The organism is Mucilaginibacter sp. OAE612, from assembly GCF_041806395.1.
In the GTDB taxonomy this organism is placed as follows: Bacteria; Bacteroidota; Bacteroidia; order Sphingobacteriales; family Sphingobacteriaceae; genus Mucilaginibacter; species Mucilaginibacter rubeus.
In genome coordinates, this window is record NZ_JBGMUW010000001.1 from 4,831,535 (window position 1) to 4,847,896 (window position 16,362).

General features: G+C 44.8%; 11 protein-coding genes. 6 read left to right on the forward strand and 5 right to left on the reverse strand.

Annotated elements, in window-relative coordinates:
• From ABID99_RS19880 to ABID99_RS19895, 4 genes are all read right to left on the reverse strand, one after another.
• Positions 1-957, reverse strand: coding sequence for a FecR family protein (locus ABID99_RS19880; protein WP_373614891.1), 957 nt, complete (start codon positions 955-957; stop codon positions 1-3).
• 361 nt (positions 958-1,318) lie between these two features.
• A complete protein-coding gene (locus tag ABID99_RS19885) occupies positions 1,319-1,903 on the reverse strand; it encodes an RNA polymerase sigma-70 factor (RefSeq protein WP_176622628.1) in 585 nt (194 codons plus the stop codon).
• A gap of 275 nt (positions 1,904-2,178) precedes the next feature.
• Complete coding sequence (locus ABID99_RS19890) at positions 2,179-2,802, reverse strand: alpha/beta hydrolase (RefSeq protein WP_373614892.1); 624 nt, start codon at positions 2,800-2,802, stop codon at positions 2,179-2,181.
• A gap of 8 nt (positions 2,803-2,810) precedes the next feature.
• The gene (locus ABID99_RS19895) at positions 2,811-3,746 is read right to left on the reverse strand and encodes a ring-cleaving dioxygenase (protein WP_188832906.1); all 936 of its coding nucleotides are present in this window, start codon (positions 3,744-3,746) and stop codon (positions 2,811-2,813) included.
• A 180-nt stretch (positions 3,747-3,926) separates the two neighbouring features.
• Here ABID99_RS19895 and ABID99_RS19900 point away from each other — a divergent pair, with 180 nt between their 5' ends.
• From ABID99_RS19900 to ABID99_RS19925, 6 genes are all read left to right on the forward strand, one after another.
• Positions 3,927-6,224 (forward strand): family 20 glycosylhydrolase, encoded by a 2,298-nt coding sequence (locus ABID99_RS19900; protein ID WP_373614894.1) that lies wholly within the window; start codon positions 3,927-3,929, stop codon positions 6,222-6,224.
• Between the two features lie 249 nt (positions 6,225-6,473).
• Entirely contained in the window at positions 6,474-7,901 is a 1,428-nt protein-coding gene (locus tag ABID99_RS19905; RefSeq protein ID WP_090531837.1) for a serine/threonine-protein kinase, read from the forward strand.
• Positions 7,902-7,919: 18 nt separating this feature from the next.
• Positions 7,920-8,885: a hypothetical protein gene (locus ABID99_RS19910; RefSeq protein WP_188832904.1), complete on the forward strand. Its 966-nt coding sequence runs from the start codon at positions 7,920-7,922 to the stop codon at positions 8,883-8,885.
• A 91-nt stretch (positions 8,886-8,976) separates the two neighbouring features.
• Complete coding sequence (locus ABID99_RS19915; RefSeq protein ID WP_090531841.1) at positions 8,977-10,410, forward strand: protein phosphatase 2C domain-containing protein; 1,434 nt, start codon at positions 8,977-8,979, stop codon at positions 10,408-10,410.
• A 3-nt stretch (positions 10,411-10,413) separates the two neighbouring features.
• Positions 10,414-14,490, forward strand: coding sequence for an FtsW/RodA/SpoVE family cell cycle protein (locus tag ABID99_RS19920; protein ID WP_373614896.1), 4,077 nt, complete (start codon positions 10,414-10,416; stop codon positions 14,488-14,490).
• Positions 14,491-14,514: 24 nt separating this feature from the next.
• A complete protein-coding gene (locus tag ABID99_RS19925; RefSeq protein ID WP_373614897.1) occupies positions 14,515-15,309 on the forward strand; it encodes an FHA domain-containing protein in 795 nt (264 codons plus the stop codon).
• Between the two features lie 85 nt (positions 15,310-15,394).
• On the opposite strand, the gene ABID99_RS19930 is transcribed toward ABID99_RS19925, so the two are convergent.
• On the reverse strand, positions 15,395-16,192 hold the full coding sequence (locus ABID99_RS19930; protein WP_373614898.1) for a DUF3050 domain-containing protein: 798 nt from the start codon (positions 16,190-16,192) through the stop codon (positions 15,395-15,397).
• Positions 16,193-16,362: the final 170 nt, after the last annotated feature.

Genomic DNA, 16,362 nt, shown 5'->3' on the forward strand with positions numbered 1-16,362 from the left:
TCAAAGAAGCCATTTTTTCCAGGCTACCGCTTCGTCGGTATCAACATCAATAATTTTAATGTTTTTATCATTTATAATGCCCTGCTGACCGGGCTTTAATAAATTGCTCGTATTACCTTGTGTTAATTTCACCGATCCTTCAAGAAGAGTGGTTTTAACAGCGGCCTCATCGTTGTAAGCCATGATATTGAAATGCGTGCCCAATACGGCCACGTTAATATCTTTAACCTTTACATTAAAAGGCTTCGCCTTATTTTTGGCCACCTCAAAATATCCTTCACCGGTGAGTTCAACATCACGTTCGGTACCTGTAAATGCCGTAGGGAATTTCAGTGAAGAGGCAGAGTTAAGCCAAACTTTTGAACCATCAGGAAGCACTACCCGGTACTGGCCGCCCCTGGGGGTGCTAATGGTGTTATAGGCAACCGGTCCATTTTGCTGTTGATCTTTATCCGCGGTGTAAACCACCTGCCCATCCTGCGTTTTATTAATGCTGGTGTTACCCGATTGATTGAGCAAGCCGATCTTAGCCGAATCGAGTATCAGTTTGGAGCCATTGGCAAGGGTTAAAACAGCCCTGTTATCGCCAGGCTCAACGTCATGCTTTACAATTGCTTTGTTTTGAGCAACCAGTTTTTGCTGTTCATGTTTAATACACCAATGATAAACAGCAATGCCCGACACGGCCAACAGGATAACAGCAGCGGCAACATTTCTGAAAAAATGTAACCTTATAACTTTTGGGCCCTTGTTAGCCACCGGCTCGGCTATCGCCTGCCTGATGTTGCTTAACATGCGGTCTTCCAGTTCCTGTTTTACACCAATTATTTTTTCATCCCATTCGTCGGTATCACCCTGAAAGCTTTCGAAAAAATTCAACAACTGTTCCTTGTCCGCGGCAGTTGCCTGCCCGGCCAGGTATTTATCTATCAGTTGTAAAAATTCTTCTTTTTGCACAAATGTGGTTTTGTTAGGGAGAGTAAAAAAACGGGGGTATCCCCTACGTCGAAATGAAAAAAAATTAAAAGATTTTGTAAATAGGCTTTAACAAACGAATGTTAGCCGAAAATCAATTATCTCCCCCAAAAAAAATCCGGTGAAAAGCTGTGTAAAAACAATCAAGTCTCTAATCATTCAATAGAATTTTCATTGCCGTTGGTTTTAACCAACGGAATATTAAATAGCGATAAAGAGGGCTTTAGCCTAAACCCGCCTGTATAATTGGGCTAAAGCCAGACTTTTCGAATTATTTCACTGTTGGTTAAAACCAACGGAATAAATATTTTACATTTTTAAATAGCTAAGATTTCATTTGATGCTATTTATCTAAAAAAAACATCAACGCTTCCAGGATAAAAGCAGAGCCTAACGAGCCGCGCAACTGGCGAAGCGCTTTGGTTAAATGATTTTCGACGGTTTTAGTGGATATATTTAGCTGCAGGGCTATTTCCTTATGGGTAAGGCATTCTTCGCGGCTCAGTTTGTAAACTTCCCGGCATTTTTCGGGCAGGGTATCAATTACCTGGTTTATTTGCAATAGCAGTTCTTTATGCTCAATGGTGTTGTGGGTAGCTGGGGTGTGCAGGCGCTCTATCAGATCGTCAAAAATCTCGCTTCTTACAGGGGTACCTGTGCGGATTTGCCTGTAAACCCCATAACGTACCGATGCATACAGATAGGCTTTAAGCGATATATTGATCTCCACTTCGGCCCGGCAATCCCAAAGCTTAATAAACAGTTCCTGGATAATATCCTCGCATGCCTGCCTGTCTTTTAAGATATTATAAGCCGCTTTAAAAAGTGAAGCCCAGTACCTCCTGTAAATCATGGTAAGCGCCGCTTCATCATCAGCCTTTAACCGGCTGATGAGCTGCATATCGCTCATCACAATTTTGTCGGGCATAGTTTACTAATTAAGTTCGTCCGGGAAACAAAGGCTAAAATTACTTAAATATTAATTTAATATATTTAAAAAGTAAAAATAAGCTTATCTACTAATTATGAATAACTTAACCATCATTTCAAAGTACTGGTTATTAATATAAAATAACCCAAAGGTTGTCAGAAGCATAGGCATAACTTATTTATTATACAGGTTGGTCAATACTATCCGGCAAAAAAAAGAGAGCCACCCCTCCGGGCAGCTCTCCACTCTTAAACACTCAACTTTGAAAACAATCAATTCTTCAGTATTTCGTTTGCCAACACAATTTCTTCACGGGAAATAGTATGCTGGCGGCCTTTATATATTTTGAGGGTTACATCTGCATTTAATTCTTTTAATATTTCAACACTGTCATTAACCCTGCTAACCGGTACATGCGGGTCGGGGTCGCCGGTGGTGATCAGTACCGGGGTATTGTTAAAATCGCCTTTGTAGCTTTCCTTAACCAGCTTCTCTCCTATCAATCCGCCGGTGAAAGCGATAATCCCCCCGTACCTGCCGGCATTTCGGCCGGTATATTCAAGCGTTAAACATGCGCCCTGCGAAAAACCGAGGAAATAGATATTTTCCCGCGCTATTCCTTTTTGCCTGAGGTCCTCAACCAGTTCGTCAATTACTTCAAGGGCCGAATCAAGTGCCGGTTGATTATTTTGAACCGGGGCCATAAAACTGTAGGGGTACCAGCTATGTTGATTGGCCTGTGGTGCATAGATAGCGTATCCATCTAATTCAAGATGATCTTTAAGCGAGATCATGCTGCTTGCCGATGCGCCGCGGCCATGCAGCATAATGATGGCTTTTTTGGCCTGTTCGGCGGGAACTCCCGCCGAAACAAGCTGTTTTGTGTGCCTGTACATCTGTTTGATTAAACTAATGATGGTAATGTTTTTTCCAACTCGCCGCGCAGGTTTTCATACTGTGCAGGTAATTTTAAACCTGTGCCCAATAATTCGGCTGGTTCATCAACCGCGAAGCCTGGGTTATCGGTTGCTATCTCAAACAAAACACCACCTGGTTCGCGGAAGTATAATGAGTAGAAATAGTTTCTGTCTATTTTGTCGGTGATATGCAAGCCAAGGTTTGCTATCTTTTCACGGTATTCCATCAATACTTTTTCGTTTGGTACGCGGAATGCTACGTGGTGAACAGAACCACCCGCTACATGACCGGCAACTTCTCCCGGAACTTCCACCAAATCAACTATAGCTGCATTTTCGACAGCATCGGTAATAAACCTGTAGCGGTTAACATGCTGTTCCAGCAAGCGATAGCCTAATACACCGGTTAATATTTTGGCAGTAGCCTCAATTTTATTTGATGTAATAGTAATGCTGTGAAAACCTTTGGTAGCATTGGCTGCGGTTACCTCGGCAGTTTCCCATGGCGTGCGGTCATCGGCTTTTTTGGGAACGATAAGCTCAAATTTCAACCCATCAGGATCAAGAAAAGTAAGGTACTGTTCGCCAAATTTTTCGGCCGGTTTGTTGTAGATCACATTGTTATCCTCAAACCTTTTCAACCAGAAATCCAAACTACCTTCAGGTACCGAATAACCAATTTCAGTCACCTGCCTTGCACCCCGGCGACCTGCTGTAATGCCTTCCCATGGGAAGAAAGTAAGGATGGAGCCGGGAGTACCGTTGCCATCGCCATAATATAAGTGATATGTACCGGGATCATCAAAGTTTACGGTTTTTTTAACTAACCTTAAGCCCAATACACGGGTATAAAAATCATAGTTTTTTTTGGCATTGCCTGCAATTGCAGTGATGTGGTGAATGCCGTTTATAGTGTTTTCCATTGTTTTCCTTGTTTTAAATATTTTAATACTTGCTGTGTTATTATGATTCAAAATTACGGTCAAAATCGCCGGCGGCACTTGATGTAGGATAAGAAAAACGGGACGGTGTTTTTTATTATTAAACGATTTCATTATCCGCCTTTCGGCAAAAAAAGTATATTCGGTTTTACATTTACATTGATGGTCAACCTGTTTACATTCCGCAAATTTCTCAGTTGTATTCCGTTATGCTTGCTTTTTGCAGCGGTAACTAACGCTCAGGTAAAGGAGGAAGGTATTATCCCTAAGGCGGTTATAATGGTAAAGACAAACGCAAACCAGGTTTTTACTTTTAATCAATCAACAGCAATAGGTACCACACCCAACATCGGCCGGGATAACCTTACATTTTTCAATACCTGGTTTAAATCTGTTTCAGGTTTCAGCCTCCGGGCAAATCATAGGTCGAATGCTCCTGTTCAATTAAATATAGATGATAAATATGTTACCCAACCAGAGGGATATAAACTATCGGTTACTGCTAAACAGATAAAAATTAGCGGCCATGATGCAGCCGGTGTGTTTTACGGTCTACAATCACTTACGCAACTATTAAAGGTAACCAACGGAAAAGTAACCATACAAGGCTATACCATTACCGACTACCCCCGTTTTGCATACCGCGGAATGCATTTAGATGTAAGCCGCCACTTTTTTAAACCCGAAGCCATTAAAAAATGGATAGACCTGCTGGCACTATACAAGATCAATACTTTTCACTGGCACTTAACTGATGACCAGGGCTGGCGCATCGAAATAAAAAAATATCCTTTACTGCAAAGCATTTCGGCTTACCGCGATGAAACCATCATTGGCCACAAAAAGGATAGTCCGCACAGGTTTGATGGTAAACGTTATGGCGGTTATTATACCCAGGATGAGGTTAAAGAAATTGTAGAATATGCCACCCAAAGGCACATTACCGTAATCCCGGAAATTGAAATGCCGGGCCATGCGTTGGCGGCGCTGGCTGCTTACCCGCAATTGGGCTGTACAGGCGGGCCATATAAAACCGCAACATTTTGGGGCATTTTTGACGATGTGTATTGCGCCGGCAATGACGAAACGTTTACCTTTTTACAAAATGTGATGAATGAGGTACTGCCGTTGTTCCCTTCAAAATATATTCACATCGGCGGTGATGAATGCCCTAAAACCAAATGGAAGGTCTGCCCCAAATGCCAGCAGCGCATTAAGGACGAACACCTGAAAGATGAGAAGGAACTGCAAAGTTATTTCATCGGCCGCATGGAAAAATACCTGAACAGTAAAGGCCGGCAGATCATAGGCTGGGACGAGATTCTGGAAGGCGGGCTTACCCCTGGTGCAACCGTCATGAGCTGGACTGGCGAAGAAGGTGGAATAGCCGCCGCCAAACAGCATCATGATGCCATCATGACGCCCGAAAAATATGTATACCTGGATTACTACCAGTCACTTTACCGGGCCGAGCCATTAGCCGGCGGCGGATACACACCATTAAGCAAGGTCTATAATTACGAACCAATAACTAATGAATTAAGCGGCGAGGAAGCAAAATATATTAAAGGTGTACAAGCCAACGCCTGGAGCGAATACATGGCCAGCCCCGCACAGGCCGAGCGGCAATTGTTCCCGCGAATGCTGGCTTTGGCCGAAGTTGCCTGGAGTTCGAAGGAAAATAAAAGCTATCCGGATTTTTTGAAGCGACTAAGGTACCAGCAGCCTTTGCTCAAAAAGTTAAATATAAACGCGGCTGATGTATTTGATGAGATCACCGATTCGGTAACAGAAACTGCAGATCATCGGGTAGCGTTAAATCTCCAAACAACTTTACCCCGCGCTAAAATATTTTATACAACAGATGGTACTGAGCCAGGCTTAAACAGCAAAGGTTACACAGGTGCAATTACAATAGCATCACCAGGGATTATTAAAGCAGCTGTTTTTAATAATGGCAGGCAGCAGGGCCGAACCTATGAAAAGTCATTTACCATTCACAAGGCCATAGGCAAAACGGTAACGCTTAAAAACCAGCCGCAGGGAGGGTTTAATCCGGGTAATACCTTTGGTTTGGTGAACGGCATCTTCGGCAGCAAGCTTTATAATGACGGGCAATGGCATGGCTTCAGTGGAGATGACCTTGAAGCGGTAGTTGATCTGGGAAACGTGCAAAACGTATCAAAGCTTGGCATTAACATATTAAAATACCATTGGCAAAAAATGTGGGAGCCAACGCTGCTTACCTTTGAGGTATCAACAGATGGAAGCAATTATACCGAAGTTTACCGCCAGACTGATTTCCCGGATAACGGCATCAACGCTGTAAGGGCAAACATCAAAGCACAGCAGGCAAGATATATCAGGGTAAAAGCAACTAACAAAGGGATTATTCCGCCGGGTGAGTATATTGCCGGAGCGAAGGCCTGGTTGATGGTGGATGAGATAATTGTGAATTAATGAACTATGGTCGTCTGAACTCGAATTTATTGAATTAAGGGAATTTATTGAATTTGCTGAGCATTCTGTCCATTCTTTTAATTCAATAAATTCGAGTTCAGACAACATTCATAATCAGCGTAATCAACGAAATCACCCTAATCAGCGGTTATTTTTTTATATTTTTATACCAAACACTAATGCCTGCGTTATGTTGAGTAAAAAGTTTTTAATATTTGTCACGAATACTCATTCCCCAAGTATAACTCAATGAGCAAAGTATTTACTATTACCGAAGGTTTGGAAAACATGGGGGCTTTACGAACGGGCGGTCAGGGCTCTGTTTATAAAGGTCGCCGCTATGGGCCTATTATCACAGCGGTAAAGCTCCTGCCCACTCCTATTCATACCGAAAGCACCGACGATAAAAATTTTCGCAATTTCCAGAACGAGGTCGAAAAACTAAAAAAGGTAAACGAAGAGCCTAACCCAAATGTGGTTAAGATTCTTAATTCGGGCATTACCGAAAGTGGTTCGTTCCCGTTTATCGAAATGGAATATATTGATGGCCCCGATCTGGAAGACCTGCTGAAACCACCGCATGAGGCTATCTTCAGCATTAAAGAGATCATTAAACTGGCCGATCAGCTGGCAAATGCGTTATCACACTGTCACAAAGTTTCGGTAAAGCACGGCGACATCAAAAGCAACAATGTAAAGTTCAACGTACATACCGGTAACTACGTGCTGCTTGATTTTGGTCTTTCGGCCATGTCTGATGATCAGCGCCGTACCAGTATCCGTCATGCGGGCGCTATTGAATTTATGGCGCCCGAGCAAAATGAAGGCCTGATGTATTTCCAAACAGATGTGTACAGCTACGGCATCATCCTGTATGAATTGATTGGCGGGCAGGTGCCTTTCCCGCTAAAAGATAATGGCGAAACAGCACGCAACGCCGTGATGCTGGCCCACATGGAGTCGGAGATACCTGATGTAATGGAGCTGCGCCGCAAAAACCTGCCCGAAAGCTGGTCGGACGAGAAAAAGGAAATGCAGATGCAGGTTCCGGCCTGGTTATTACAGATTGTAGCTAAATGTCTGCAAAAAGACATCAATAACCGGTATGCCAACGGCATTGAATTGCAGGAAGCTTTGATGCAGGGCAGTATCGGCGCTATCAGTCCAACGCACCCCGATGAATCGTGGAATACCGAAGTTTTATTGAAGGAAAATGAACGACTGCAGGGGCTGGTGCTATATTACCAGGAAAACGAGAACAAGCAACCGGCACAGGTAGTTAGCAACGAGCCTGCTGATAGCAAAGCCGTGCGCATGTCAAAGCCGATCTTCATTATGTTCATAATATTGCTTTGCGGTTTTACCGTGTTTTCGGCAGTGGTGATGGATAAGTTTGGCGGGCGTATTTATAATGGGGTGGTTAGCAGGCTGTTTAAACCTTCAAAAAAGGCAACCGATTCGGCTGCAAGTAGTAAAATTATCCCACCCCAAAAAAAAGACTCTGTACAGCAGCCTAAGGCCAGTGATTACAAAGATGAGAGCAATATTCCACCGGAAGTTGATTCAACCGCCGATTCGATATTGCGTAACATACAACGGGCAAAACAACAAAAGGAAGATACCCAGTTTTATCGCGATAGTGTGAAAAAAGCGGATACCTCTAACTTAAACTTTTAATGATTTAGCAAATACAGAATGGAACCTAAATCAACATTTTGGAAACGGATAGGCCTTCAGGACTGGTTTTTACCAAACGGAAAACCAGTAAACGAGGAGGCTGTAAAAATAAAAGCGCTAACGCCCGATGACGTGTATTTGTACATCATCGAAAAATTCAAGGAATCGATCAAGCAGCTTTCTTTTGCCGACAGGATAGTTTTTTACCACGAATTTATCATCAGCTTTAACGAAGAAGATTACCAGGATTTTGTAAATAACCGCTCTGGCCTGTTCGGCATTATCGTTAATGAATCTGTTAAAAAATTCTATGAACTGCTGCGCGAACACCAGGAAGTAGGCAAAAAGGTGGAACCTTCAAGCTCAAAATGGGTATTCAGGCTGGTATCGCACCCGGATTATAAACGCGGCGATAAGGGTTTTATAGGCAAACTGCTGCCCGGCACAAGCGCTAAAAAAGATGAGAACCTGCGGGTTACATTCATTCCGCGCCAAACGGGTGTTGCCCAAACCCTGGATATCAGTAACGAGGTTTTAAAAGGCTTTACTTATTACAGCGAAGGTTATTACGAATTGCCTTATGCTAACGACCTGCAGCACAATGAAAAGGACGTAGTTAAGCCCGGAACCAAAGTACTGGCCCGGCTGGAAACCATTATGCCCGATAAGCAGTTTGTTGGCCGCAAGGTGGAGTACCTGATCAAGGATGATGATATTGTTGTATCGGGCAGTGATGAGGAAAGGGACGAGCAGGCCGTGTTTAAGGTGCCGTCTGAATGGGTGAACACCCCCCACCTGCGCATCAGGTTAAATAAAGCCGATGGTAAGTTTTACATGGCGTCTTTTGGCGAGCGCACCCTGATCAACGAACTGGAAGTAGCCGGGAGCGACGTGAACTCGCCGCAATGGGTTGAGCTGCCGTTCAACTCCAGGATTCTGCTCAATGGCATAGTAGGTATTAACATATTTAAACCCGAACCATAAATGTCACAGGTATTATCAATAGGGCTGCTGGCAATATGTGTGCTGTTATTGGTAGCTCATTTTATCGACATAAAAAAATCCAGTTAAAACCATGGCAAATAATTTTTTCGGGATAACAGATACCGGTAGGCAAAGGCAAAATAACGAGGACGTTTTTATTGCCGAAAAATCTGGTGATGGTAATTTTATCATTGCCTGTGTGGTTGATGGGGTTGGCGGTTATGCCGGCGGCGAAATAGCTGCCGAAATTGCCCGCGCCACCATCCTGGAGCAATTGCAATATATAGCCGGCGATATTGTGCCGCTATTGGTAAATACGTTTACCATTGCCAATCAACGGATCTACGACGAAAAAGTACAGAACAAAGATCTTGAAAACATGGCCTGTGTGCTTACACTGGCCGTGGTTGATATGATCAACAATAAATTTTATTATGCCCACGTTGGGGACACCCGTCTGTACCTGCTGCGAGATTATTCGCTGATCAAGATCTCGAAAGATCACTCTTTTGTGGGCTTCCTGGAAGATTCGGGCCGGCTGACCGAGGAAGCGGCCATGGACCACCCCAAACGCAACGAGATCAACAAAGCGCTTGGTTTTGCCGGGCAAATAGGCCAGGACCCCGATTTTGTAGAGACAGGTAACTCGCCCTTTTTGCCGGGCGATATCCTGCTCATTTGCAGCGACGGCTTAACCGACCTTGTTGATAAAAGCAAGATCACCAATATCCTTACCAGCAGCGATAACCTGCCCGAAAAGGGAAAAAAACTGATTGATGCAGCCAATAACCGTGGTGGAAAAGATAATGTGACCGTTGTACTGGTACATAACGATAAGGAGCGCAAGCAACACAGCGCCACGAAACCAGCGGTTGCTGCTGTAAAAGTTGCCGAACAGCCGGAAGCAATTGCACCCGCCCCGGTAAAAAGGCAAGAAGAGCCTGATCCTGTGGTAAAAACCAAAGGCAATGGCGGCACAGTGGCTGTACTTACCCTGCTTTGCTTTATTTTTTTGGGTGGATTTATCTGGCAGTTTAAAAAGAATGCAGATCAGGCTGCTGTTCCTAAAAAAACAGATACGTTGGTAGCTCAGCATATTAAAAACGCGGTGGAGCTCAAGCTCCAGGATACTATCAATAAATTAAAAGGCCATACGTTGTTACTTTCAGCGGCTGATTTTCAGCAGCCTATTGTGCTGAGCGATACGCTGCATATCAATAAGGATAGCCTGTATATTAAAACAAAGGGCGCCGTCGTATTTAAAAAAGATTCCACCTATTCTGGCCCGGCTATCGCGCTGGCTGCCAACTGTAAATATGTAGTGCTGGATAGCGTTGCTTTTGATGGCTTTGGTACAGCTATCGTAACACATAACGATGCCCTTGTGCTAAAAAATGTGCAGTTCAATAACTGCTTAACGCCGGTGCAGGCATTGTACATGTTCCCTAATAAAAAATACATCTCGGGCAGGTTGTTTGGCAGCATGTTCAAAACTGATTCTGTCCCAACTAAAGCTACTCACTGATAAATGGCCCAGGAAAACCCCAAAGTACCCGGCAGGAGAATGGAACGGCTGTTCCTGTTGCTTACAGGCATATTGCTGGCCGTTTTATTTGTGAAGCTTTTCAGCGTATTGCAACTTAAATTCACTGATGTTGATAAGCGTCTGAAGGACGGAACCATCGTAAACCTTAACTCGCCCAATACCGCTCAAAACGTAAAGGCGCTGCTTAAAAAAGGGTATTATTTTGACGATCCGAAGGATGTTGATTACATTGAATCGGTAATAGCATCGCGTAAAACAACCGGCGACCTGGTAGATAATACCGGCGAACTTAACAAACGTAAATACTACGTAAATGCCGACGAGGCCTTTGAAAAAGGCGGTGAAACTTTCAAGAAACGCGTACTTACCTCCCGCACACTTTTAGGCTATACCGGCGATGATTCCATCCGCTTTGAACAGGAATTGAAAAATCCTCCTACTTTGGGCGCTCAAACCGATCTCAACCTTGGCGAATACAGCATTAAAGGTACAATAGCCCACAAAGGCGAACCTGTGCCCGGTGTACTGGTAAAGCTAACCATGATATTACCCCGTGATAGTATTTTCAGCGATGAGGAGACCGGGGCTAAAACCTCTTATTCGGAAAATGCCTCATCATACAAAAAACTGTATGTACTTAACGATCAGAAAAAGAAGGTACTGCAGTCACTAACAGCTTTTGCCCGTACCGATGAGCAAGGGCGGTTTGTATTTGCCAAATTGCCAACCGGCAAAGCATTTTCGGTATTGCCCATGCAGCCGGGTTTTGAGTTTGGCCGCTCGCAGGGCGTTGACGAACTGGACAAAGACGTAACCTTTAAATTTAGCCAGGCACCTCATAGTATCAAGCTGCTCTCTACCCGCGATTTTAACATCCTGAAAAAAGAGGGTGCTTTTATTGTGCGCTACCAGGAGGAGTTTAACATGTGGTACTGGATTATAGCCGGAAGCTTTTTTGCAAGCTTTATCATCGTACACCTGTTACTCAGCGCCCGGTATCCTAATGCTGATCAGATCATTTTACCCCTGATCATGATGCTTACCGGTATCTCATTCCTTACGCTTTTAAGCCTGCAAGACCCACTGCGCGATAGGTTCCTGGCTAAAGATACGCTTGTTTATTTGGGCATCGGCATGGCGGGGATCTGCATCATTCAGCTGTTTAACCTTCGCCGCCTTAACCCCGACTCGGGCTTTTACCGGTTGCTTGTTTTTAAATGGAGCAGGAGCGCCGCCAACGGCTGGCCCTGGGCTATTGTTGCCATGGGCATCCTGTTTTCCACCATCTTGTTTGGTACCGGCCCCGAGGGTAGCGGTGTAAAAGTTAACCTGCTGGGTTTTCAGCCAAGCGAAATTGTAAAATACCTCATTGTTATTTTCCTTGCCGGATTTTTTGCCACCAACGAAAAATTCATCAGTCAATACGCCAGCTGGAGCAAGCGCTGGTCGTTCTTTTCTTTTGCACTTATCGCCACGATAATAACCCTGCTGCTGTTTTTGGTTTTGGGCGATCTGGGGCCGGCCATGGTGATTTGTTTTACGTTCATCATCCTGTTCTCTTTTTCACGGGGCGATTTCCTGTATATGGCGGGCTTTGTGGTGCTATTTGTGCTCACTACCTGGTTTTTTGATAATATATGGCTTAGCGCCGGCATCACATTTTTTTCGCTTGGGAGCGTAGTATTTTTCAGGCGGAGGAGGTTGAGTGAATCGGCCATTATGGCGCTCGTGGTGATCACTGCTTTTTTAACCATCGATAAAATCCCCGGTCTCGATAAAATTATCCCCGGACCGGTGGAGCGTTTGGTTGAGCGTAAGGCCATTTGGCAGGACGCCTGGAATAATGAGGTTTACGGCGGCGACCAGGTAGCTAACGGACTTTGGGCCATGGCCAGTGGAGGGGCAAGCGGACAAGGTGTTGGGCAGGGTTTTGCCAAAACTATCCCCGAAGCACATACCGATATGATATTGCCATCCATTGGTGAAGAGTTTGGCTGGGCTGGCATGGCCGCGGTGTTCATCTTGTTTTTGTTGTACCTGCACCGTTCCATCATCATAGGCAGGCAAACGGGGATGCCCCTGCTGTTTTACCTCAGCGCGGGCATAGGCGTATGTACTTTTGTGCAGTTTTTGCTGATTGCGGGCGGCTCCATCGGGGCATTGCCGTTATCCGGCGTTTCCCTTCCTTTTGAAAGTTACGGCGGCTCATCATTGGTAATAAATCTGCTGGCCGCGGGCTTCCTGCTGTCGGTTTCATCAGTAAGGGGAACCGCTGTGCAAATGGATTATATCACCAAACAGCAGGATAAAAACCTGGTACCTGCATTGGCAGCCGCGCTTGCCGGAGTGGTATTATTGGTGGTGAATGTATCGCGCTACACAACAGATAATAAGCAATGGGTTGTAAAACCTGCTTTGGTTGCCGATAAAAGCGGCCTGCGGATGTTTAGTTATAACCCGCGTATCGCTATATTGATGAACAGGTTGCAGGCCGGTACTATATATGACCGTAACGGCCTTATCCTCGCTACCAGCAAACCCGAACTTATCGAAAAACAAAAGAACAAATTAAGCGCTTCGGGCATGCTGCATTATGACCTGGATTCGGCAATGCATAAGCGCCTGGATAGGTTTTATCCTTTTGAAGAACAAACGTTTTTTTGGACGGGCGATCAAAACACCGGGGTATTTAATGGCAGCACCAACGGTTATTTTGCCGAGTATGAGCATGCCGCCGAACTTCGCGGGTTTCATATGCCTATCACCAATTATAATGTGAAGGCATCACGTTACCAGGAAGACCGGTTTTTGCCCCGCGGAATGAAAGAAATGACCGTAGCTAAAAAAGACTACAGCGCTTTGGCCAACCTGCTGGTAAGTGATATCAACGGCCCTGAAGTCGAGGCTTTCAAAAACAAAAACCGCGATGTAAAGCTTACGATGGATGCCGATCTGCAAACCAGTATTCAGCAATCTATCGCTTCCGATACTTCGCTGTATGATAACAGGGTTTCGGTAGTTATCATGGAATCCAACACCGGCGATGTGCTTACATCGGCACAATACCCGCTGCCTCCTGTACACAACTGGGACCAGCTGACTATGCCACTGGCCGATCAAAATAAACTGGCTACCTGGTTAACCACTACCGATCTGGGTTTTACCTATGCCAGTCAGCCGGGTTCAACGGCTAAAGTTTTAACGGCGATGTCGGCATTTAATAAATTAGGCATCGCTGCATCTGCAATACAATATCATGTAAGCACCCAGGAGCGGATCCGTACCAAGGGCATCGAGCCCGACGAAACCGGGATGATCACCATGGAGCGCGCCATTGCCAAATCAAACAACGTATATTTTATTAAACTGGCCAACCAGGAACACCTGGAAGAGTACATGGCAACGCTGTACCTTAAAACAGGGATGTTTTTACATGGTGTAGGCGGTTACTATTATAATAAACCGGTATTGAACGCCACCCAGGAAGATAAATGGCGCACCTTATGGCGTAAAACCGAATTTAATACCAAACCACGGTACGATCCTAACAATATCCATAAAACAAGGGCTAAAGGTATTTCGGGTATGGCCTGGGGGCAGGGCGAACTGATTGCTACTCCTGCGGCGGTAGCGAGGCTGGTATCAGGCGTGGCTAATGACGGTATGTTACTGCCCAACAGGTACGCGCTAAAAATTGCCGATTCAACAGTGGCTGTAAAAAGCGGTATCAAGCTGGCCGAAGATCCGCGTTATGCTGCTTTGTTAAAACAATATATGATTGAGCAAAGCGCGCCTAAAACGCCTATATTAGGCATCAAGGTAGCGGGCAAAACCGGTACGCCGGAACGTATTGTAAGGAACCAGAGCGTTAACGATGGCTGGTATGTTTTCTTTGCACCAAAAGAAAAAGGCAGCGGCTATATGGTGGTTTGTATCCGGATAGAATCAACCCGCGGATCATCAGACGCGGTACACCTGGCCGGCAATCATGTGATCCCTTTCCTGCTTAAAAAAGGTTACATAAAAAGCATGGAAACGGAAACCACTACCGAAGAATAGTGTTTAAGCAGAAAGGAAGAGCAAATGGCATTTAGTTTATTTAAAAGAAGCGGCGAAAAACAACCCTGGGATGTAAAAAGCTTACGTGAGGCTATATTACGTTTCATTAAAGAATCGTTACAAAAGATAGAAGGTGGAGAAGGCGGCCATATTAAAGAGCTGAAGCTTTTTATAGTTGCCGATGCCGAGGATAAGCCTATTTATGAGGGTGCGGTTTATGTACATGATAAAGCGCTGTTCAAAAACGAGGTTCAAAAAATAGCCGACGATTTTGACATCAATTTACCTTCTGACTGGACGCTGGATGTTGAGTTCACCGATGAGCTCCCGGCAGACGCGAAAAGGATCCCCGACCTGGATGCTGCGTTTATCATGAATACCCGCAAGCAGGTTGCACACAATGCAGCCTCCTTTACAGCCTATTTACGCATCCTGAGCGGTGAGGCCGAAAAAGAAGAATACCTGATCAAAGCTACTGACCCCAAACTCTACATCGGGAGGGATAAAAAGTCTGTTACCGAAAATGGATCGTTCAGGCTAAATCAATTTGTTTTTCCGGGAGAGAGCAGGGACGAAAGTAATAAATACATCAGCAGGCAGCATGCCCATATTGAATGGGACGGCGAAAGCGAGCGCTTCATGATCTTTGCCGATGAAGGCGGCGTGCCCCCGCGCAATAAAACCAAGATCCATATCGCGGCCGATGGCAAAATGATCAAACTCAATTCCACTCAAATTGGCCACCCCCTAAGCGAAGGCGACCAGGTAATATTGGGAGAATCGGCGGTGTTTTTGTATACTACGATAGCAAACCGATAGAGCTGGGACAAGAACGGGCGTTAGGAGGCGAAAGAAAAATCCCCAACCATGCGCTGTCGAAATAACCTTTTCTATCGGTATATGGTTAAAGGGAACTTATTTCCTGTACTTTAATCGCTTCCAAAATCCCATCCCAAAGTGCAATGCGCGCCTGTAATGCTTCTTTAACAGCAACAGTCGCTTCGGCCCATTTGCTGTCATCATCGCCGCAAAGTTCGGCAGTCATTTGATAGGCCAGTTGGGAATGATGGTCGCCGTCAACTTCTATATGGCGCTCAAGATAGTATAACAATATATCAACCTTACCCGGCAATTGTTGGCTCAGCTCTTTTACTATGCTCACAAACATATCCGGAATCAAATCTTCGCGGCCAAAGGTGAATACCGCAGCTTGCAGATGATCTTTATTGGTATCGATAACATCAAATGTGTGCTGCACAAAATTGCGGGCGGCAACAGGAATATTGGCAATGATCAGCGCTTCATCAATATGCTTACCGAAGTTTAATTCATTAAACAGGTTATTGATGCCTTCGGCGGTACTCCCCGCTTGCTGCATGGCACGCAGATAAAGTTCGAAATGGCTTGCACGGTTTCCCTGTTCATCGATATCGCTTTCTTCGCCCGCAACAATTTCATTAATAAGATAACGGGTATTGGCGTTCCCGGTTGGCATCCATGGGGTAACAGTACAGGTAAGCTTTTGCTGCAAAGCTTTTAACAACGACATAAAATCCCAAACAGCAAACACATGATGCTCCATAAAAACAGTAAGCTCATCAAGCGATGTAATATTTTTATAAAGCTCGTGACTGATAAGCTGATCGCGTAAAGGCTGGATCTCGTTTTTCAAATGTGCAATGCGGTTGCTGTAATTTGCCATGTATCAAAAATTGTATGGGTGGCAAAAATAGCAAACAACGTGATTATTAATGAACTGATTATTTTTTTTGACGACGGGGTGATGGGGGATTATTTAATTATAGTTGCTTTAATAAGGATTTAAAGCACAGCTAACTCGGAACGGATCAGATTACTGCTACAAGCGATATC

Bases quoted from the DNA above. Each gene is read 5' to 3' on its own strand.
- ABID99_RS19930 (WP_373614898.1), bottom strand. From the start codon at position 16,192: ATGGCAAATTACAGCAACCGCATTGCACATTTGAAAAACGAGATCCAG.
- ABID99_RS19900 (WP_373614894.1), top strand. From the start codon at position 3,927: ATGGTCAACCTGTTTACATTCCGCAAATTTCTCAGTTGTATTCCGTTA.
- ABID99_RS19885 (WP_176622628.1), bottom strand. From the start codon at position 1,903: ATGCCCGACAAAATTGTGATGAGCGATATGCAGCTCATCAGCCGGTTA.
- ABID99_RS19895 (WP_188832906.1), bottom strand. From the start codon at position 3,746: ATGGAAAACACTATAAACGGCATTCACCACATCACTGCAATTGCAGGC.
- ABID99_RS19910 (WP_188832904.1), top strand. From the start codon at position 7,920: ATGGAACCTAAATCAACATTTTGGAAACGGATAGGCCTTCAGGACTGG.
- ABID99_RS19905 (WP_090531837.1), top strand. From the start codon at position 6,474: ATGAGCAAAGTATTTACTATTACCGAAGGTTTGGAAAACATGGGGGCT.
- ABID99_RS19925 (WP_373614897.1), top strand. From the start codon at position 14,515: ATGGCATTTAGTTTATTTAAAAGAAGCGGCGAAAAACAACCCTGGGAT.
- ABID99_RS19890 (WP_373614892.1), bottom strand. From the start codon at position 2,802: ATGTACAGGCACACAAAACAGCTTGTTTCGGCGGGAGTTCCCGCCGAA.
- ABID99_RS19915 (WP_090531841.1), top strand. From the start codon at position 8,977: ATGGCAAATAATTTTTTCGGGATAACAGATACCGGTAGGCAAAGGCAA.
- ABID99_RS19920 (WP_373614896.1), top strand. From the start codon at position 10,414: ATGGCCCAGGAAAACCCCAAAGTACCCGGCAGGAGAATGGAACGGCTG.